The organism is Vibrio sp. 1641 (assembly GCF_033339995.1).
Taxonomy (GTDB): domain Bacteria; phylum Pseudomonadota; class Gammaproteobacteria; order Enterobacterales; family Vibrionaceae; genus Vibrio; species Vibrio alginolyticus.
Genome location: NZ_JAWOVP010000001.1, coordinates 265,356 through 285,623, shown reverse-complemented (window position 1 = coordinate 285,623; position 20,268 = coordinate 265,356). Strand labels below are relative to the sequence as shown.

Genomic DNA, 20,268 nt, shown 5'->3' with positions numbered 1-20,268 from the left:
GACTACAATATACGATAGGATCAAAAAAGGCCTCTGAAGAGGCCTTTAGAATTTATCAGCAAAAACTTGCTTAGTTACCGCCTGTCGCGCCAGTGCCTGGACCCGGTGGATCTTCAGGTTCAATTGGCTCACCGACTTCCGCATCTGGAATTTGTGGTACGTCAGGTTCGATATCTTCTAATGGAATGTCGTTATCGATAGCCTCTTGTACATCAGCAACAACTTTCTGAGTATCTTCAGCTGGAATCGTTACGTAGATAACGTCACCTGAATCATTCTCAGGATAATTTGGGTTCGCCGCGATTACATCTTCTGTGATTGCTTTTGCAGCAACAGCTACAGCTTCAGGCGAAGCTGTTGGGTTCGCTTTGATGATATCTGATACAACGTTTGCTGTTGCAACTAGCTGAGTAGCAAGTGCGCTGTTACCACCCTCACTGCCAAGTCCTGCTACTACAGATTCTGTATCACGAAGGATTTCGTCAACTGTTTTACCACTTGCATTGATATCGATACCCAAATTCTCGAATACTTTTTCAGCGATATCAGAAGAGTATACTTCACCATCTTTTAAAGAGTTAGCAACCAAAGTCGTAAATGGAGAGCCTGTTACCAATGAATCCGCCTGGGCTAGGCCTTGAGGGATTTTGTAGTCAGATGTAATAGGTTTGCCATTTGACGCGTCTTTACTATCTTCTGTGTGCGTTAATACGAAAGCACAATCACCTGGCGCATTTACAACGTTGATATTTTCAAAACGCGCTTTACCAACCATACCTTCATAGTTTGTTGTATTTTCAATCGCGTCGTATGTCTCACCACCACATACTGCTTGAACTTTCATGCCGATAACAGCTGGGTCATAAGCCTGAACTGAGTATCTTTTTACCTCAGGGTCGCTGTCACTACCACAACCTGCTAGTAGGACTGCTGCCACACTTGCCGTTAAAAGTTTGATTTTCAAAATTAGCTCCAATATTTGTTGTTATATCCGACCGCAACAGGAAGCATAACGGCAGTTGCATATAGTGTAAATAGGATGCATACAACTTTGGCATGAGTTTTTTCACATTCTTGCCTGTTTGCTTGTGCAAAATCATGCATTCATCTCAATAACGTTAAATAGACACAATTTTGTCATGTATTCGTCAGTATTTTTTCAAGTAACTTGTTGCCTTTATTGCAACCAGATGGATAATAGTTGACTATTTTTTGTGGGTCGGATTTTCACACCTTCATTAATGAAACTAAGAGCTCTAAGTCGCTAGCAGCCATTTGGAGTGTTTATTACACAAATAATTCTGAATGGACTCGCTTTCTAAAGGCTTAAAACTGCAGTAAATCATCAATATTGATGAAATGCAGTTCAATTAGAATGAATCAATTTCAGTCGGCAAACTTTCTTTCGGTAGTTATAAACCAATGAACACATTTAATAAATTTTTGGGGATATCAGTACTTCCTATCCTTCTTACAGGGTGTACTTTGCCTGGTAGCCACCTTTCGGTCAGTGACAAAACAGTCATGAGCACTGAATCGAGTGATATAGAGTCTCAGGTTACCGTTTATCCCTTAACTTTGGAGCGCGTAACGTCTTTAAATTCAGTGGACCCTTTTTCAAAACCAAACCCAGAGTTAGATATTGAAATCGCAAAATATGAATACGAAGTAGGACCTGGCGATATCCTAAATATCACTATTTGGGATCACCCAGAGCTAACGATCCCAGCGGGCTCATACCGAAGCTCAGCCGAAGCGGGTAACTGGGTGCATTCGGATGGCACGATCTTCTACCCTTACATAGGTGTCGTACATGTTGAAGGCAAAAACGTACGTCAGATTCGTGCAGACATTGCAAGCCGCCTTGCAAAATACATTGAGAGCCCACAGGTCGATGTAAGCGTTGCGGCATTTCGCTCTAAAAAGACTTATGTAACTGGCGAAGTTAACAAGCCAGGACAACAACCAATTACAAACATCCCCCTTACACTTCTAGATGCTGTGAATAGAGCTGGCGGACTGGCTGCCGAGGCTGACTGGCGTAATGCGACACTGACACGCAATGGCGTTGTTGAAAACGTCTCTTTGTATGCTCTGATGCAACAAGGCGATTTAACTCAAAACCGCCTTCTAAAGCCTGGCGATATTGTTCATATTCCTCGAAACGATGCGCAAAAAGTATTTGTTATGGGCGAGGTTAACGATCCGAAATTACTCAAAATTGATCGTAGCGGCATGAGCCTTACTGAGGCTCTTAGCAGCGTTGGTGGTATCAGTGAAATCTCCGCAGATGCTACCGGTGTGTTTGTCATCAGACGTTCAAAAGAAGAAGCTAAAATGGCGGACATTTATCAGCTAGATGTTTCTGACGCTTCTGCTTTGGTGATTGGTACTGAGTTTGATCTCAACCCTTACGACATAGTCTATGTGACGGCTGCACCTGTTAGTCGTTGGAATCGTGTGATTGCTCAGCTCGTTCCAACCATTTCCGGCTTTAATGAACTAACCGAAGGTGTACTACGAGTACGCACTTGGCCGTAAAACAACGTGCCGCAAGAAAATTATCTCTTGCGGCACGTAATCGATAGCTACTCAGCTCAATTGCGCAATATAAAGAAGCCAGCAATTCAGTTGAGATCATAAGCATACAACTTAAAGTAGGGTAAGCATTTGTTTTCTAATATTCTTGTCGTCTGTGTCGGTAATATTTGCCGCTCTCCAACAGGAGAGCGGCTTTTGCAGTCTTTACTACCAAACAAACATGTCGCATCAGCAGGAATCGCAGTAGATAAGAGCCATCTAACGGGAAAAGCTGCTGACGAGATGGCAACCACTATCGCGAACGAACATAGCGTAAGCTTAGATGGACACGAAGCACGACAATTAACACCTGAGCTTTGCGCTCAATACGATCTGATATTGGTTATGGAAAAAGGTCATTTAGAAGCCTTAACCAAAATCGCTCCTGAGGCACGAGGTAAAACGATGCTGTTTGGACAGTGGATAAATGAACAAAACATCCCTGATCCATACAGACAAAGTAGAGAAGCTTTCGAACATGCATATACGCTTATAGAAAAAGCAGCAAAAGCGTGGTCTCAAAAACTATAAGCCGCAAGGCTAAATAAACGCCAATGGCAAGGTATTTAAGAAGTTAAAGTAATGACAACACAAACTATTAAGCAATCACGTCAAGCCGACGATGAGATCGATTTGGGAAAGTTATTTGGGATCATTCTCGATGCCAAATGGCTCATTCTATGTACCGTAGTCCTATTTTCGATTATAGGCGTCGGCGTTGCCATTCTATCAACACCTATCTATAAAGCTGACGCTCTTATCCAAATCGAAAGTAAGAGTTCAGGTGGTATTTCAGCGATGGTTGGTGATATGGGAGAGCTGTTTTCAGCAGAATCATCAGCGACAACAGAAATAGAGATCATCAAATCTCGTATGATCTTGGGCGGTACTGTTGATAAGTTCAACTTAACGACTGTCGTTTCTCCAAACTACATGCCAATTATTGGTAAAGGCCTAGGTCGACTACAAGGTGAGCAAATCAGTCTGAGCGTTTCACGATTTAATGCTCCTTCTTACGCAGTTGGCGTTCCTTTAACTCTTGAAGTTATTGATTCTGAAAAACAGACGTTCAGGCTCTTAGAAGATGACAATAACGTCATTCTAGAAGGTAAAGTTGGTGAACTGCTTGAGAAGAATGGATACCAGTTTTTGGCGACTGAACTTGTGGCTCAAACTGGTGACTCATTCACGGTCAGCAAAATCAGTAAATTAGATGCAATTAATAAACTTCAAGAAAACTTATCGATTAGCGAACGTGGTAAGCAAACCGGGATTATATCTTTAAGCTTCTCTGGTGAAGACCGCGCTAAGATTCAAGATATCTTGAACGACATTAGCCAAAACTACTTCTTACAAAACGTTCAAAGAAATTCTGCAGAGGCAGAGCAAAGCCTCGAGTTCTTGAAAGGTCACCTCCCAGACATCAAAACAAAACTGACCGCTTCTGAAGACGTTTTAAATCGGTTCCGTCAAGAAAATGAATCTATCGACTTAGGCCTTGAAGCTCAGTCAACGCTGAAAGTAATGGTTGAGTTAGAAGCACAGCTAAATGAGCTTACATTCAAAGAAAGTGAGATCAGCCAACGCTTCACACAGGATCACCCAGCTTATAAGTCGCTACTTGATAAACGTGAAACACTATTAAAAGAGAAAGAACGTCTTAATAAACAAGTTCAAAAGTTACCGAAAACACAGCGTGAAGTTCTACGTATGACACGCGATGTAGAAGTAAACCAACAAATCTACATCCAACTATTGAACAAGGTTCAAGAGCTCAACATTATTAAAGCCGGAACAGTTGGCAACGTTCGAATCTTAGATAACGCTCAATCTTTCTCTAAGCCAATTAAGCCGAAAAAAGCGCTTATCGTTGTGCTAGCAACACTGCTTGGCGGTATGGCAGGCGTTGCTTTCGTATTAATTCGTGCAGCATTCCACCGTGGTGTGGAAACACCAGATCAAATTGAACAGATTGGCATGCCAGTTTACGCAAGCGTTCCAAAATCTATTCAACAACTGGAATTTGCAAACAAGCTTAAGCGCAACAAAGGCAGCAACAATGAGCTAGTCCTTCTAGCGGAAGCTAACCCAGCCGATCTTTCCATTGAGGCTCTACGTAGTCTTCGCACTAGCTTGCACTTTGCAATGATGGAAGCGAAGAATAACGTTCTTATGATTTCAGGTCCTGCACCATCTATCGGCAAAACATTTGTATCGACCAACTTTGCGGCCGTCGCTGCGAAAACCGGTCAGAAAGTGCTGCTTATTGATGCGGATATGCGTAAAGGTTATTTGCAGCAATGCTTCGGTCTACGTTGGGACAACGGTCTTTCTGATTACTTGAGCGGTAAGACATCCCTTAGCAACATCATTAAATCTACATCCATTGATAATTTAGATGTTGTGACTCGCGGCCAAGTACCACCAAATCCGTCAGAACTTCTTATGCACCCTCGCTTCAAGAGCTTTGTTGACGAGATGTCTGCACAATACGATCTAGTCATCATCGATACACCGCCTGTACTCGCAGTTACCGACCCAAGCATTGTTGGCGCGCTTGCAGGAACAACTCTGATGGTCGCTCGTTTTGATCAAACGACTTTGAAGGAGATTGAAGTCGCGCAAGGTCGCTTCGAGCAATCAGGCGTTGAAGTTAAAGGTGTGATTCTCAATGCAGTTGAGAAAAAGGCATCTAACTCATACGGCTATGGATACGGCTACTATAACTACGCGTACAAAAGCGAATCATAAGTTGAATTTAGATCGCTAATTAAACCAAATATGACAAAGCCCTGCTAGAAACAGCAGGGCTTTTTCTATTGCACTCTTAATTGCTTGTACGTAATCAAACTAAGCAAGACAAAGAATATTGGGTCACTCCAACCAAAACCGACAAATACTCCGATAATGCCGGCATAGGTAGTAATCACTGCCCCTAAGCCATTAGTAATCAATAATGCTTTAAACAGCTGTTTCGCAGTATGCCCTGATTCCACATTACGTAACATCAAACTCACCGCTGCGATTCCACCTAAAAAGATCGAAGTATGCTGCGATAAAAACAGCGCGTACTGGTCGTTAATTTGTACTCCATACATCGGCCACATTATGGTTGGTACAAAAAACAACGCAAAAGCGAATACCGTATATACGACACCATGAACGGTTAGAAAAGTGCGGTTGGTCATCATCTCCTTATCCTCTAATAGGCCCTTGATTGAGCGTCGTTAACGGCACATTGATATCGAAAATTTGACCTCGTACTTCGACTACGCCCATTTTTCGTAAGCGTGCGGCATGCATTTCGAGATAAGCTTGCGCCGTGGCTTCATCTTCAAAAAGATAGATACCACCACCGAGTTTGTCTTTTTCGCTTTCAGTCCAGATTTTCCAAATCATGCCCGGCTCTTGGTTAATCGACTTAGCTAAGTCGACCAGAGCATTCGACATCTCGTCACCAAACGGACCATGAAATTCAAAATCAACTTGCAATAATTTCGCCATCTTGAGTCTCCTCTTCTTATTGACTCGTTTTCGATGACAAGATTATTACCTTTATAAAACTGACAGAAAAGTTCATAATTTCGCCATTAACTGTCTAAAAAATTGACTCATGAGACTAAAAACGACCTTAGAACAATGGCAAACGCTACAAGCGATTAATCAAGAAGGCAGCATTCAATCCGCAGCTTTACTGCTCAACAAGAGCCATACCACATTGATCTACTCGGTGAGGAAGTTAGAAGACCAACTTGGTATTCAACTTATCGAAGTACGAGGGCGCAAAGCAGGTTTGACTGAGCACGGTAAAACCATACTGCGTCGTGCACAATCCATGCTTGAACAAGCGCGGGAACTGGAAGTCATCAGCGAGCAGTTAAAAAGTGGGGTGGAATCTCAAATCACGGTCGCAATAGATCATCTTTGTGACCCTTGTTGGCTTTATGCACCACTCAGTCAATTTTTGGAGGACAACAACACGACCTCCGTTCAAGTGGTTGAAACGTCACTGAGCAAAACAACCGAAATGGTCGTAAATGAGCTCGCTGACATCGCAATCATCAACTTACCGATAACCAACTACCCTGCCGAAGCATTTGGCGTAACAACCATGCTGCCTGTAATCGCAGCACACCATCCACTCGCTAAAAAGCCGCATGTTTCCATCGACGATTTTGCAACCACCAGCCAAATTGTCATCCGTGACTTAGGCAATTCAGACAAAACGAAAAGAGATGTGGGTTGGTTACGCGCACGTCAGCGTATTACCGTCGATAACTTCGACCACGCTTTTCACGCCGTAGAGCAAGGCGCTGGATTTTGTCGGCTACCAGCGCACTTAGTCGCAGCCCGCAAGAGCGATAAAATTAAAGTATTGGAGATCGAACACTCCCATCAATATCAAGTTGCGCTGCACCTCACTTTGCCCAAAGGAGCCAAAAGTGGTCCTGCGACTCAAGCGCTTTATCGTACTTTACTCAAAAGTGTAGAAACTCGAGCCTAGCGACAGTGGTATTGAGTTGAATCGCTAGTGTTATCGCCTATTGATTCTCCCTAAATATAGAGAAACGGCCATTTTGTGACGCTACACTCTCACAAAAGGTTGCACGAAGGATAGCGACCACCTACTATCACTCTGCTCATGCCTAAAGCACCCAACACTCGCGGAAAGAACTCGGTTCATGGCAATATCCTCACCTGCTTGGTTTAGCAGGCACAATCTGTTTTTACCTTCTTTTTTGCTTCTATATAGGCGAGTGTGGAAGAAATAAGAAAGGTGAAATATGAACTCTACAAATAGCTTCTCGATCAATATCAATCAGCAAAAATCCATTGCTAAAAAAAGGCTCAAAGCTATCCGCCTATACGATGACGCCATGTTGGAGTTAGTTAAGCGATTTCACTCCAAACCAGAATCTTTGGCTCCCAATACAATTCAATTGGCTGACGTTCAACATGCACTCGCAAGAGAACTGGGCTTTTCCAGTTGGAGTAAACTAAAAGCTCATGTCGAAGAGCTAGAAGCGCACAAACTAGCCATCAAACAACAAAAACCGCCCCTAGATGCGAAAGTAAAAACGCTACACGTTCGTTGCGGTCACGATATACAACAACAGCTTAAAACCAGTGGATTTGAAGGGACATTTTTAGCCCTGATCGATCCGCTTTGTATTGGCCCCATACCAGCAACACCGCAGAACTTCTTTGCCATTCGTGCCCAATATGTCGTAGAGACTCTGCTGCCTGTGATGAAGCGTGAAGACTCGGTTCAAGATATAGTCACATTGGAACAATCAAACCTCGATCTGTTGCAAAGTGATGTATTTGAACGAATCGTCTTTTGGGTCGAACATGACAGTTATGATCAATTGATGCTAATTCGTGCTCTAACACAGTTAGAGAATGTAGAGAATAAAGTGATAGAGATCATTGAGTTGAACCAGTTCCCGGGCACTGAACGATTCATCGGCTTTGGGCAGTTGCCTGAAGAAGCTATTCGTTCTTGTTGGCGATACCGTAAACCTGTGACAGCAAAATTATTCAGTCAGGCTAAACGGTGTTGGCACGCTATTACATCACCGACACCTATTTCCATAGTTAATTTGATTCAGCAGCATAACCTGGATTGCTTGCCCAATATATTCAACGTGCTTAAACGCCATTTGCAAGAGTTACCTAATTCACAAACTGGATTGAGCTTGACACAACACCTCGCACTAAAGGTCTTGAGCTCACAAAATCGTTCAATTCCCATCAAAGATTGGTTTGAGCAATATCAACAACTAGAACCTCTTCCTTACCTAGGAGACGTGATGTTTTACGCGTTACTCCTCCCTCTAGCACAGTGTCAAACACCGTTGATCACGATTGAATCACGTGAAAGGCACTGGTGGGAACAAAGCGTCCGTATCACTGAGGCTGGCAAGCAGTGTTTGGAAGGCTTAATACGAGCGAAACAATGCTATTGGGTTGGAGGGATTAAGAATACCCGTCAAAGTTATTGGAGCTGGGATCACCTCCAACTAACTACACTTGCCAACCATCATTGAGTTGACAAATATGAAAGCATAAAGGGTTCGTTGGCTCTGATGAACACTCAATACTAGAGTATCGCTAAAGAAGCGACCGCTAGCCTGAATATAACTTAAATAGTTATGCAGAAATGCATCCACTCAAAGAGAGTATGCACTCTATCTCTTATTAGAATTTATTGTAAATCCTCTTTGTTATCGGTTGTATATTCGATAAAAGTGTTAAAATACAAACTTTTTATCCAGGCAATTCGTTAATATTTGGTTAAAATCCCATTTTTATTAGTGATAAAGTTCACATCTATTAACCATTTAGAGGATTATTCTTTCGTATTTTCTCACTCCGCTGCTAATCTGCTCGCCGCTTTGAAGTGAACTCAAGGTGCATAACTATAAGGAGTGTTCTCATGAATACCAAGAAACCGATGTCGCTTACCAGCCGCGTAATTTTAGGTATGGTTGCGGGTATCTTGACAGGATTTGCAATTCGCACACTTTTTGCCGACAACGGATTTGTCGACGCATACATTGTTAATGGATTATTCGAAGTTGGTGGACAGATCTTCGTTGCCAGCTTAAAAATGCTTGTTGTACCGCTAGTATTTGTTTCGTTAGTTTGTGGTACTAGCTCTCTCAAAGACCTCTCTACACTGGGTCGCATGGGCGGTAAAACCCTCGCTTTCTACGTTACGACAACGGCTATCGCGATTACGCTTGCTCTAACTATGGGTACTCTATTCCAGCCAGGAGCAGGGGCAGATCTAACGGCAGCAAGTTCATTCAAATCAGCCGAAGCGCCATCTTTAGGTCAAGTGATCATCGATATGTTCCCGACCAACCCAATCAGCGCAATGGCAGAAGGTAAAACTCTGCAAGTTATCGTGTTCGCCGTGCTATTCGGTATCGCGATCAGTGCAGCGGGTAAACCAGGCGAACGCATCGCAGCATTCTTCTCTGATCTGAATGAAGTGATCATGAAACTGGTCGCGATTTTGATGAACTTGGCGCCTTATGGGGTGTTCTTCTTAATGGCGAAGCTATTTACTGGTCTTGGTCTGGGCGCGATCGTCAATCTGGCAGAGTACTTCTTAGTACTGGCTGGTACGCTTGTCCTACACGGTCTAGTTACTTACAGCTTAATGTTAAAAGGTTTCACAGGTCTAAACCCAATTACGTTCCTACGTAAGATGGAAGACGCGATCATGTTTGCTTTTTCTACAGCATCATCGAACGCGACGATTCCAGTTACAATGGAAACAGCAAAGCACCGCATGGGTGTTGAGAACCGTGTATCATCGTTCACAGTACCACTTGGTGCAACCGTGAACATGGACGGTACGGCGATCATGCAAGGCGTAGCAACTGCGTTTATTGCTCAAGCTTTCAATATTGATTTAACTATGGGCGATTACCTAATGGTTATCATGACGGCAACTCTGGCGTCTATCGGCACCGCAGGTGTTCCTGGTGTGGGTCTTGTAATGCTTGCTATGGTATTGAACCAAGTTGGTCTGCCGCTTGAAGGTATCGCGCTCATCATGGGTGTTGACCGTCTTCTTGATATGATTCGTACCGCGGTAAATATCACTGGTGACAGTGCTGTAACCGTCATCGTTGCAAAATCAGAGGGTGCATTGGATGAAGCTCGCTTCAACGACCCAATGGCAGGCGTAGCCGAAGAAGAAGTGCATCTTAAACGCGCTGACGCCTAAATCGTTCTACGATTACCATCCTGAAATTATATAGTCCTGTCTAAAAGAAAGCCCCGATGGAAATATCGGGGCTTTTGTTTTCTCCGCGTCTAGAAATGCTCTTTCTAATCCACCATCGAACTCAGCTTTTCTCTCGCTCGTTCTTCATGCTCGTCGGTGATGGCATTGCCGACCGAGTTCGCCGCTAGCGTCAGTGCTGCCATATCATCGGTAAAACCGACGCCAGCTAGTAAGTCTGGCACCATATCGGTTGGTAATACGAAGTAAGCCAATGCTCCACCTAAAATCGCCTTATGGCGAACAGAGGTGTTAGAATCTGTCATCGCGAGCCATGATTTTATGCCCATTACGGCAATTTCTTCACCCGCTTTCTTAACCGACCCTTTCATTTTTCGCCAGAATGTTTTCTCATCTGGCGCTTGCATCGTTTGATCTTTGGCGTCTTTCGGCGCCGATTTTACAGACATTGTTGTGGTCATCGTTGCCTCCGAAATTTATGACTATGTCCAACATATTAATAAATCGAACCTGAACGCAAGATTAATAACAAGAAATGATAGTAAAGTGAAACACAGATAGAAAAATCCCCAAACCGAAGTCCGGGGATTATTGCCTTGGAAACAAAAAGTCTTGCAAACCAAAAGGTTGAAGCCAAAAGCTTTGGGAACCAAGCTTTAAAAGCAGAATGCCCTATTGAGCAATCTTCTCCAATACACGCATCAGCATTTTGATACGTGGTTCGATAGACTCAAGCAACAAGTACTCTTGGTCACTGTGGAAACCTGCACCGATAGGTCCTAGACCATCCAAAGTTGGAACGCCAAGAATTGCCGTATTGTTTGCATCAGAGCCGCCACCCACTTCTTTCCAGTTGATGTCAATAGACAGTTCACTTGCTGCTTCTTCAACTAATGCCATCAAGCTTTCAGTTTGCGTGCTTGGCACCATAGAGGGTTTGTAAGCTTCACGAACCAACTCGATGCTAACGCCATCAACGAACGGTGTTTCCAGCATGCCGTTTAGCTTGCTATCGACATCATCGTATTCTTCATTACTCCAGAAACGCACATCCACGATCGCTTCAGCGTGCTCAGGGACGATGTTTGCGCCGTTACCGCCAGACACAATACCCACGTTTAATGTGGTGCCAGATTCGAAGTTCGTCATGGCATTGATTGCGAGAATCCAGTTCGCCATCTCGGTAATTGCACTGCGGCCATTTTCTGGCTCGTTGCCAGCGTGGGCTGCAATGCCATTAAACGTGATTTTGTAACGCGCCATGCCTTTGCGCGCTTTGACTAAACCTCCGTCTGCGCGTGCTGCTTCTGCCACCAATACGTTTTTCGCGTTTTTTGCAACAGATTGAATCCAGTCGACCGAATCTAACGATCCAGTTTCTTCGTCTGGGTTCATGCAGATACAAATCGACAGTTTATCCAACACCGCTTGGTCGAGGTTACGCATCGCGTACACAATATTCAGCAAGCCAGATTTCATATCCGAGACACCCGGACCGTACGCTTTGTCAGCGTCTTGAGACATAGGACGTAATCCAGCGGTGCCGACAGGGAACACCGTATCCATATGACCAATTAGCATCACGTCGATTTGCTCAGCTTCCGGCTTGTTTCGAACTTCAAGACCAACACCCGCTCTGCCACAGTCGATGCGTTTTACGCTCCAACCTGACATCGCTTGGTACTTATCTTCAAATTGAGAAGCGATGAACTCGATACCATCAGTCGTGTAAGTGCCACAATCCACATTGATTAGCGGACGTAGCTCTTCTAGATATTCATTTAGAGAGAATTGCATGACTCACTCCTAGACAAACAGATTCATCACCAGCATTGCGCCAAACGCGTTCAATACTGAGATTGCAATCATAACTGGGATGTAACGACCTTCAGTACCAATTGGGCCCATGATACGACCCATGTACTGAACTTGAGAGCCCATAAGGTAGATGGCAGGCGCTAGAATCGCAATGTGCGTGCCGTTAAGGATACCTTGGTCAAACAGCGTGATAACCACACCCACTGCGCCACCCATCGACATCCAAGCACCGATCAATACCGCTGCAGCTTCACCCGGAAGACCAAACACCGCCATGATTGGAGAAAACACAGTGCCCATCAGATCCAACGCGCCAGTGATTTGCAGCGCTTTGATGATTACGAACGCCATCAATACGTTAGGCACCGTAGAGGTAGTCGCAATCACCCAACCTTTCTTAGCACCTTCGACGAAGATATCCGTCACCATTGGTTTTTTCGCTTTAACGTCACCCATTATGCCGTCTCCTCTTTTAAGTTCTCTGATTTGTTTTGGTCTTGCTTGTCTTCTTTACCTTCCGTCATGTTCAGGTAGATACGGAACAGGTTCGCGCCGATGATCTTAAATGCGAACATCACCACAACTGCTAAACCAATAGAAGACGTTACTGCTAGAGAGCCGTCAGCCATCGTCAGTGTGAACAGCACAGCACCCGATGAGAAGAAGTTCACGATGGTTGCACCTGCAGTGAACTGGAACATGGTAAATACGTCCGTTTCACGCTTAGTTAGGTGACCTTCATCTTTTAGCTGACGCGTCATTGCCGCACCTGCATCGGTACTTTGTAGAGAAGCAATTAAAGCCAGACCAGAGTTACCAGGGATGCCCATTAGAGGACGTAGAAGAGGAGTAAGAAGCTTACGAGCTGCTTCAAGTGCACCGTAGTGCTCAAGTACGTTGATCATACCTAAGGCGAACATAACAGTTGGAATCAAAGTAAGTGCGAAAATGAAACCGTCGCGAGCACCGCTACCACCAGTACCGCGAAGCGACGTTGTTGCAACTTGCACACCGTCAGCCGTTTCGGTGACACCATACGCCACCTTGCCGAAAGAGCCATTGAGCGTTGTAAAATCGAATACACCGTACCATTCGCTAGATTGCATCAGGCCAGAAAAGAACACAACCGCAAACGCCAGAGCAACGTAGCACCCCAGTGTAACTTTACGCTCAGTTTGAACAGGAATTTTCATAACATTACCTACACATGTGGAACTTAACACATATGTTCACCTGAATAATGTGCTAGAGAGATGATCAAAATCAATCCGCCTGCCGAACATTATCGCGACTCAGTTATGAAGTTTTGTTTTATGATTCCAATCACAATTGAAAGATAATAAAAATTTGTGCTAACAATTAGGTATATTAATCTATGTCGATAGCTCACGACTTCTTCATCAACTCAACAAATGATTCTGACGAATATTGCTTTCTACAACATTCATGACGTACTTCATACTTTGGCATTGAGGCAATATCGATTAACTCGAAAGTAACATTCAGCCACGAAATTTAGGTTAGGATGGCCCGGTCATATGTAAACGGTATAAACCAGAATTAACAGGACTATACGACCCATTGTTACGCTCACAATATAAAATAGCCAAATGGACACTCGCCCTCGTGCTTTGGGTGGTGATGATATGCTTAAGCCAAAATTCTGGTTTCTCGAAAAGCTGCCCGAAGGCTCACCAAATACAGAGTCAGCAAGATGAGAGTGTGAATTTATCACCATCTTGCGACCTTTCAGAAAAGCTGGTTCAAGCGTACCAACATCAGTTTGATCATATTCTTATTCCATTTTTTCTGTTTGCTTTGATTGTGGCGCTGCCGATGACAACCACAGCAATTCGTTATCTGGAATACACAGAACCGATACCGGAAAAGTATCGGGTTCACCTAAAACTTTGCGTGTTTAGAGAATAAAGCCAGCAAGGCGAGAGACCTTTCTGCCTGACTTTTGTACATATTTTATTCACTTCACATAACAAACAACGAAATTTAAAAGTTTTAGGAAATATTATGACATTCACTCGTACACTTTTGGCGTTAACGATGGCTATCGTATCTGCCGTATCTTTCGCATCAGAAAAGACCGCAGAACAAAAGCTAGAGGAAGTTAATCAGATACTAAAAGATAACCCTCAAATTCTTGATTCATTGCACCAAAACCTTCAAGAGTACATTGCGTATCAACAGTCATTTGGCGACACCTTGAAGGAGGTTCGTCAATATCTAAGTGATGGCAAACATTCCTCTTTTGGTGCTGAAAACCCTGAGTTAACCATTATTAACGTAACAGACTACAGCTGCCCTTTTTGTAAACGTTTAGAAGGAGAGCTGGTCAAAGTTGGTAAGGAATATCCGCAGGTAAAAGTGCTTAACCTCAATGTCTCTTTTAAAGAACAATACGAGAAAAACGGCTACAACTCGGCAAGTTACGCATTAAATGTTTGGCAAAACCAGCGAGATAAGTACGAACAAGTGCATGAGTTATTGGTGAAAAAACCGGGCGCACATGACGCACGTTCCTTAAATCAAATCGCGAAAAAAACGGGGACAGAAGCACAGCTTGTCGACGACAAAGAGACCAAGGCGTTGCTTGATAAAAACTATCAGTATTTCACGCAACTTGGTTTACGCGGCACGCCCGCGTTGATCATTAATGATCAAGTCATTCCTGGCTATGTGCCGTTTGACGAGCTAGAAAAAGTCATCGACCAAGAACTGGCGAACTAATACAACAAAGCCCTTCCCTGATAACTCAAGGAAGGGCTTTTTCTATCTAGGCTTAAAACGAAGTTCTAACTACTTGTCGCGACCCACAAACGCCACAACGACTTTGTCATTGCCAAGCGAGCGAGAGAACACGTACGCGCCTTCTTGTTCAATTACTTGATGCTGACCCGCACCAATCGCTGGGTGCGCTTTACGGAACTGACCAAGAGTTTGCCAGTGTTTGAGCAGCGCTTGCTTCTCATCAGATAGCTTCCATACCATGTCAGAACGAGTGCCTTGGTGGAAATCGTCCGCGTAAGGACCAATGTTACGACCAACTTCATCACCATAATAAACCTGAACAGCACCAGGACTCAGAAGCAGTGCATTCGCGGCGTTACGCTGCATGCCGTAATCTTTAAAACGTGAGAAGAACAACTCCGTATCGTGAGAAGACATGTAACTGACTGGGTTGAAGTCTTTCTCGTTCGCGATAGTGTCCGCATAGCTTTGGTAAGTGTCTGCCATTTGGCTAAAGCAAGCCGCGCCTTTGTCTAGCTTCTTCTGCATATCGAAGTTGATCAACGCGTCAAAACCATCATCGAAATAAGGGCTGCGATACGCGGTGTGTCCCCAGACTTCGCCCATCATCCAGAACGGCTGGCCTGATTTGCCATTTTCTTTACGCCACTGTTCTAGGCTGTTCGATGCTTCCTCTTTTAGACGCTGCCAAACTTCACCTTCGACGTGCTTAACCGTGTCGACGCGATAACCATCAATGCCAAAGCGTTTCACCCAATCAGTTTGCCACTCAATTAGGTAGTCCGATACGGTGTAATTGTCACGCGCCTCAACGCGAGTACCAGGGTTATTCAACAACCATTGCGGCGGCGTGACGGTTTTATTGGATTCAGTGATGAAATCTGGCAAGCCAGCAAGAGTCATCGTAATGTCGCTACTGCCAGGAGCTGGGTAACCCGGCAAACCGGTTCTTACCCAATCGCCGCCCCACCACTTCGCCCAGTTCGGACTCTGATAATCAATATTCTGGTGGTAGCTATGCCAATTTTCGCCTGCTTTTGGTTGCCAGTCGCCCCATTTCTTGGGCAGTTCGGCATTAGGCTTTAACACATCGATACCGTCGAACTGTAGATCTGCCAATGTTGAGTAACCAGAATGGTTGATAACCGCATCCATCAAGACTTTGAGGCCACGCTTGTGCGCCTCTTCCACCAGCGTTTTTAAATCTTCTTCGTTACCGAAGTTCTCATCAATCTTGGTGAAATCGCGCGTCCAGTAGCCGTGGTAAGCATAAAACGGGAATGAGCCACTATCGCCACCACCGACAAAGCCGTGCACTTGTTCAACGATTGGCGACAACCAAATCGCGTCTGTACCTAGGCTCTTGATGTAATCCAATTTCTCAATTACGCCTTTAAGGTCACCGCCGTGGAACGTGCCAACTTCATCTTTGCCGTCTTTTTTGCGACCATAACTGTTGTCGTTACTTGCGTCTGCGTTGTTGAAACGGTCAACCATCACGAAGTAAATGTTTGCATTTCGGTAATCAAATGGCACCGCTTCTTTGGTTTTCTGCACAGGCTCTAGCAGCACTAGGCCGCCAGAGTCTTTACTTGGCGTCAGTGATACTTTCTGCTCTTTCACTTCAACCATTTGACCTGAATAAGCATCGCGTAGCTTGGTGCCTTCAGGAAAGCTATCCCCCAGAGCGATCGTCACTTCACCGCCTTGGTAGACTTCACATTGCACTTGCGGGATCGGGCGTTTAAATTCGGTTTTTGCTGCTTTTTTCGGCTCTCGCTTAAACAGCAACGTCTTAGCCGCGTCGTCATAAGCGAAGGAATAGTCGCCAGTAAAGCGAACTTTGAGTGGCAGTTCGGTCGGCTTGCCACAATTTAGCGCGATAGGTTTATTGAACTTCACTTTCTGACCATCGGGTGCAACGCAGTCGCCTTCAACGCCCGTGATTTTAAGCGTGTATCCGTCTTTGGTTAGAGGCACAACCAAAGGCTGCTCTGCACTTAGCGGGAAGCCACGGCTGTTGGTCGTGGTCGAAATGGTGATGTTTGGCTCGGCGATGGCACTTGCCGATGCAAGCAATAAGGTAGTCGTAATCAGATTCAGTTTCATCGTTCAGTCCATTGGTTGCGCATAGGCGCAATATTCGTGTTGTATTTTTATTCACACTAATAGTAAATGGATGAAAAACTGAGCACATCATTCTGAAAGGCTACGCCCTAAAGCTTGTGACGCTTCACATTTTATTGATATAGGGGCGTAGTTCTATTTAAGTGCAATAGATTGAGGGAGTTAAAGTTGCACGCTGCCAAGATTGCTCATTTGATTCATCGCCCATCTTGTGCGGCGAGCAGTGTACTCACTTTGTGGGTAGACTTTGATTCGATATGGGTTTGGCAACACAACGGCTAAACGCGCTGCTTGCCACTTCGAGAGTTGCTTTGCACTGACACCAAAATAATTCTGCGCCGCCGCTTCAGCGCCGTAAATACCGGGACCAAATTCAACCACATTTAGATACACTTCGAGAATGCGCTCTTTACTCCACATCAGCTCCATCAGCAAGGCAAAGTAAAGCTCATAAGCCTTGCGAACGTAGGAGTGAGAAGGAAACAAAAACACATTTTTCGCGGCTTGTTGGGTAATAGTGCTCGCGCCTCTCGACGGACCATTATCACCAGCCTCGGAAATCACGTCGAATAGCGACTCGAAATCGACACCATAATGATGAGGGAATTTTTGGTCTTCGGTCGCAATCACCGCTAACTGCATATTTTTTGAGATACGCGACAAGGATACCCATTCGTGTTGGCTGCTGTCTGGATAGTTCTTTGGTGGCGCAACAATGCGGCTTAACTTCCATCCCCATATTGGTGGATCGACATATTTCACCACACCAACCAAAAGAACTGGGGCGATCAGTAATATCAACACCATTTTAAACAGAAATGACTTAAGCCTTTTCAACATGTGTGGTTCCCCAATGCATTAGCGATTGATGATAAACAAACCAGCGAGCTTGCCTGATTCAATCAGGAACAACAAGTTTTCGAGGTAAAAAATAGGTCAAAAAAAGCCCGATTTACATTGTAAAACGGGCTTAGAATTTGATTAGACTGAATTATTTATTCAGCTTGTAGAACACGGTTGAAAGTGGTGGTAAACGAAGCTCAAGTGATTGAGGCAGTGATTCACTTTCGACTTTTTCCGTTTTCACACTGGTTAGCACTTTAAAATCGCTGCCGCCGTATTTGCTGTCGTCCGTGTTCAGCAGTAGTTCGTATTGACCTGCATTTGGAACGCCTAAACGGAAACGCTCGTGTGGTACGGGCGTAAAGTTGGTGATGATGAGAATACGCTCACTTTCTTTACTGATACGCTCGTGCGCTAGGATACTCGCATCCGCTTCGTCTTGTAGACGCCACTCAAAACCAGCAGGAACACAATCTTGATCGTGCATCGCCGCTTCATTTCGGTACAAGTGGTTCAAATCTCGCATCAGCTTTTGGACACCTTGATGACGCTCATATTCCAGTAAGAACCATTGCAACTGATCATCGTGGTTCCACTCCGCCGTTTGGCCAATTTCCGCGCCCATAAAGTTCAGCTTTTTGCCCGGTTGACCATACATATAACCGTAGTATGCTCGTAGGTTTGCGGTTTGCTGCCATTCATCACCTGGCATCTTGTTATGGATAGAGCCTTTTCCGTACACCACCTCATCGTGAGAGAGAGACAAGACGTAGTTTTCGCTGTGCGCATAAACCAGCGGGAAGGTGATGGTATTGTGGTGGTATTTGCGGTGAACAGGATCTTCTTTGATGTATGAAAGACTGTCGTGCATCCACCCCATATTCCACTTGAAGCCAAAACCTAAACCACCCATAAAGGTTGGCGCAGACACCCCCGGAAACGCCGTTGACTCTTCCGCAATCGTCATCGCATTCGGGAAGTGCTTGTACACTTCTTCGTTCATCCATTTTAAGGTTGCGATTGCGTCGTAGTTTTCGTTGCCACCATCAACGTTCGGGACCCACTGATCGTGGCTACGTGAATAATCGAGATAGAGCATCGACGCGACGGCGTCCACGCGAATGCCATCAATATGGAATTGTTCAAACCAGTACAGCGCATTCGAGACAAGGAAGCGACGTACATGTTCACGGCCTAAATCGTAAATGTAGGAGTTCCAATCTTGGTGCCAACCGCGACGAGGATCTGGATCATGGAACAGAGGCGTACCATCAAAGTTCGCTAAACCATGATCATCCGATGGGAAGTGCGCAGGAACCCAATCCAGCACTACACCGATACCAGCTTGGTGACACGTATCCACGAAGAATTTGAAATCATCAGGTGAGCCAAAACGGCTAGTTGGTGCAAACAAGCCAACAGGTTGATAGCCCCATGAACCATAGAATGGATGCTCAGACACAGGCATCAGCTCAACGTGGGTGTAGCCCATATCCACAAGGTATGGCACCAACTGCTCCGCGAGTTCACGGTAGTTCAGGAAATCACCTTTCTCGTCGCGCTTCCATGATCCAGCATGCAGCTCGTAAAACGATAACGCTTCATCACGCTTTTGTGTCACTGCGCGATTTTGCCATTTCGCATCTTGCCATTGGTAACGCTTGTGATCGTAAGTAATGGATGCGAACGATGGGTATTGCTCAGAGTAGAAACCCCAAGGGTCTTGTTTGTGTGGCAGCCCTTCCCCATTTGGCCCTTTGAGCTCAAATTTGTACTGAACGCCTTCTTCTAAGCCAGGAATGAATAGGCCCCAGATACCGTAGTCTAGGCGTTGCATTGGATGACGACGGCCATCCCATTGGTTGAAGCAACCCACAAGGCTAACAGCAGATGCATGTGGTGCATAAACAAGGAAACGCACACCAGAGATGTTTTCACCGCCACGTTCTAGCGTGACAAAGTGCGCGCCCATGTAGTGATACATATCTTTTGGCGTATGCAGATGCTCGTATTCTTGGTAAATATTGTGGTACTGATACGGATCATCAATAATTTGTTCAACACCATTCCAATCAACTGCCAAACGGTAGTGAGTCAGGTGTAAATCGCGTTGCTCTTTTAAGATGAAACCGCTGTCGCCATCACGCTCAAGCGCCACGCGAGGTTCACCATTAACAAGCAGTTCAACCTTGTTTGCGCCCGGCATCCAAACTCTCAGCGAAGCTTCGTCGTCAATGAAAGGACCCAGCGCCGCAAATGGATCTGAGTAAGCCGCCTCAGCAAGCAGTTCGTATGCGCGTTCGTGTTGTTTCTTTATTTTCTTGGTTTTGGTGGTTTTCAAATCTTTCTCCCTAGAGCCAACATCCTTTTCAAGA

18 protein-coding genes are annotated in these 20,268 nt (G+C 44.9%); 8 read left to right on the top strand and 10 right to left on the bottom strand.

The features are described from left to right. Window positions 1-70: 70 nt before the first annotated feature. Window positions 71-964, bottom strand: a complete 894-nt coding sequence (locus tag R7Z47_RS01255) for a hypothetical protein (RefSeq protein WP_031780904.1) — start codon at window positions 962-964, stop codon at window positions 71-73. 458 nt (window positions 965-1,422) lie between these two features. Here R7Z47_RS01255 and R7Z47_RS01250 point away from each other — a divergent pair, with 458 nt between their 5' ends. The 3 genes from R7Z47_RS01250 (at window position 1,423) to R7Z47_RS01240 (ending at window position 5,331) form a co-directional block, all read left to right on the top strand. Further along, window positions 1,423-2,541 (top strand): polysaccharide export protein, encoded by a 1,119-nt coding sequence (locus tag R7Z47_RS01250; protein WP_017820139.1) that lies wholly within the window; start codon window positions 1,423-1,425, stop codon window positions 2,539-2,541. A gap of 129 nt (window positions 2,542-2,670) precedes the next feature. Next, entirely contained in the window at window positions 2,671-3,111 is a 441-nt protein-coding gene (locus R7Z47_RS01245) for a phosphotyrosine protein phosphatase (RefSeq protein WP_031780905.1), read from the top strand. 51 nt (window positions 3,112-3,162) lie between these two features. Further along, window positions 3,163-5,331, top strand: coding sequence for a polysaccharide biosynthesis tyrosine autokinase (locus tag R7Z47_RS01240; protein ID WP_005384609.1), 2,169 nt, complete (start codon window positions 3,163-3,165; stop codon window positions 5,329-5,331). A gap of 65 nt (window positions 5,332-5,396) precedes the next feature. Here the strand turns inward: R7Z47_RS01240 and R7Z47_RS01235 are convergent, their stop codons facing one another. Both R7Z47_RS01235 and R7Z47_RS01230 read right to left on the bottom strand, forming a co-directional pair. Then, complete coding sequence (locus R7Z47_RS01235) at window positions 5,397-5,768, bottom strand: hypothetical protein (protein WP_017634450.1); 372 nt, start codon at window positions 5,766-5,768, stop codon at window positions 5,397-5,399. A gap of 7 nt (window positions 5,769-5,775) precedes the next feature. Next, on the bottom strand, window positions 5,776-6,084 hold the full coding sequence (locus R7Z47_RS01230; protein WP_005374871.1) for a monooxygenase: 309 nt from the start codon (window positions 6,082-6,084) through the stop codon (window positions 5,776-5,778). Between the two features lie 109 nt (window positions 6,085-6,193). Here R7Z47_RS01230 and R7Z47_RS01225 point away from each other — a divergent pair, with 109 nt between their 5' ends. From R7Z47_RS01225 to R7Z47_RS01215, 3 genes are all read left to right on the top strand, one after another. Further along, window positions 6,194-7,084 (top strand): LysR family transcriptional regulator, encoded by an 891-nt coding sequence (locus R7Z47_RS01225; protein WP_140132167.1) that lies wholly within the window; start codon window positions 6,194-6,196, stop codon window positions 7,082-7,084. Between the two features lie 280 nt (window positions 7,085-7,364). After that, window positions 7,365-8,630, top strand: coding sequence for a DUF1835 domain-containing protein (locus R7Z47_RS01220; RefSeq protein WP_213886434.1), 1,266 nt, complete (start codon window positions 7,365-7,367; stop codon window positions 8,628-8,630). Between the two features lie 389 nt (window positions 8,631-9,019). Beyond that, the gene (locus R7Z47_RS01215; RefSeq protein ID WP_017820133.1) at window positions 9,020-10,324 is read left to right on the top strand and encodes a dicarboxylate/amino acid:cation symporter; all 1,305 of its coding nucleotides are present in this window, start codon (window positions 9,020-9,022) and stop codon (window positions 10,322-10,324) included. A 104-nt stretch (window positions 10,325-10,428) separates the two neighbouring features. Here R7Z47_RS01215 and R7Z47_RS01210 read toward each other — a convergent pair whose 3' ends face one another. The 4 genes from R7Z47_RS01210 to R7Z47_RS01195 form a co-directional block, all read right to left on the bottom strand. Next, window positions 10,429-10,803, bottom strand: coding sequence for a YkvA family protein (locus R7Z47_RS01210; RefSeq protein ID WP_213912045.1), 375 nt, complete (start codon window positions 10,801-10,803; stop codon window positions 10,429-10,431). Between the two features lie 211 nt (window positions 10,804-11,014). Beyond that, a complete protein-coding gene (locus R7Z47_RS01205) occupies window positions 11,015-12,139 on the bottom strand; it encodes a M20 family metallopeptidase (RefSeq protein ID WP_213886432.1) in 1,125 nt (374 codons plus the stop codon). Window positions 12,140-12,148: 9 nt separating this feature from the next. After that, window positions 12,149-12,616 (bottom strand): YjiG family protein, encoded by a 468-nt coding sequence (locus R7Z47_RS01200; RefSeq protein WP_005374849.1) that lies wholly within the window; start codon window positions 12,614-12,616, stop codon window positions 12,149-12,151. After that, window positions 12,616-13,353: a nucleoside recognition domain-containing protein gene (locus tag R7Z47_RS01195; RefSeq protein WP_005374846.1), complete on the bottom strand. Its 738-nt coding sequence runs from the start codon at window positions 13,351-13,353 to the stop codon at window positions 12,616-12,618. Before R7Z47_RS01195 ends, R7Z47_RS01200 begins: the two co-directional genes overlap by 1 nt. Window positions 13,354-13,801: 448 nt before the next feature. Between R7Z47_RS01195 and R7Z47_RS01190 the strand changes: the two genes are divergently transcribed. Together R7Z47_RS01190 and R7Z47_RS01185 are read left to right on the top strand one after the other, a co-directional pair. After that, window positions 13,802-14,089, top strand: a complete 288-nt coding sequence (locus tag R7Z47_RS01190) for a hypothetical protein (RefSeq protein WP_049872671.1) — start codon at window positions 13,802-13,804, stop codon at window positions 14,087-14,089. A 96-nt stretch (window positions 14,090-14,185) separates the two neighbouring features. Next, window positions 14,186-14,902 (top strand): DsbA family protein, encoded by a 717-nt coding sequence (locus tag R7Z47_RS01185; RefSeq protein ID WP_005384623.1) that lies wholly within the window; start codon window positions 14,186-14,188, stop codon window positions 14,900-14,902. A gap of 69 nt (window positions 14,903-14,971) precedes the next feature. Here the strand turns inward: R7Z47_RS01185 and R7Z47_RS01180 are convergent, their stop codons facing one another. The 3 genes from R7Z47_RS01180 to glgB all read right to left on the bottom strand — a co-directional run bounded on the left by R7Z47_RS01180 (window position 14,972) and on the right by glgB (window position 20,234). Further along, the gene (locus tag R7Z47_RS01180) at window positions 14,972-17,032 is read right to left on the bottom strand and encodes an alpha-amylase (protein WP_213886430.1); all 2,061 of its coding nucleotides are present in this window, start codon (window positions 17,030-17,032) and stop codon (window positions 14,972-14,974) included. A 180-nt stretch (window positions 17,033-17,212) separates the two neighbouring features. Next, a complete protein-coding gene (mtgA, locus tag R7Z47_RS01175) occupies window positions 17,213-17,890 on the bottom strand; it encodes a monofunctional biosynthetic peptidoglycan transglycosylase (RefSeq protein ID WP_213886429.1) in 678 nt (225 codons plus the stop codon). A 151-nt stretch (window positions 17,891-18,041) separates the two neighbouring features. Then, a complete protein-coding gene (gene glgB, locus R7Z47_RS01170; protein ID WP_262606634.1) occupies window positions 18,042-20,234 on the bottom strand; it encodes a 1,4-alpha-glucan branching protein GlgB in 2,193 nt (730 codons plus the stop codon). Between the last annotated feature and the right edge of the window lie 34 nt (window positions 20,235-20,268).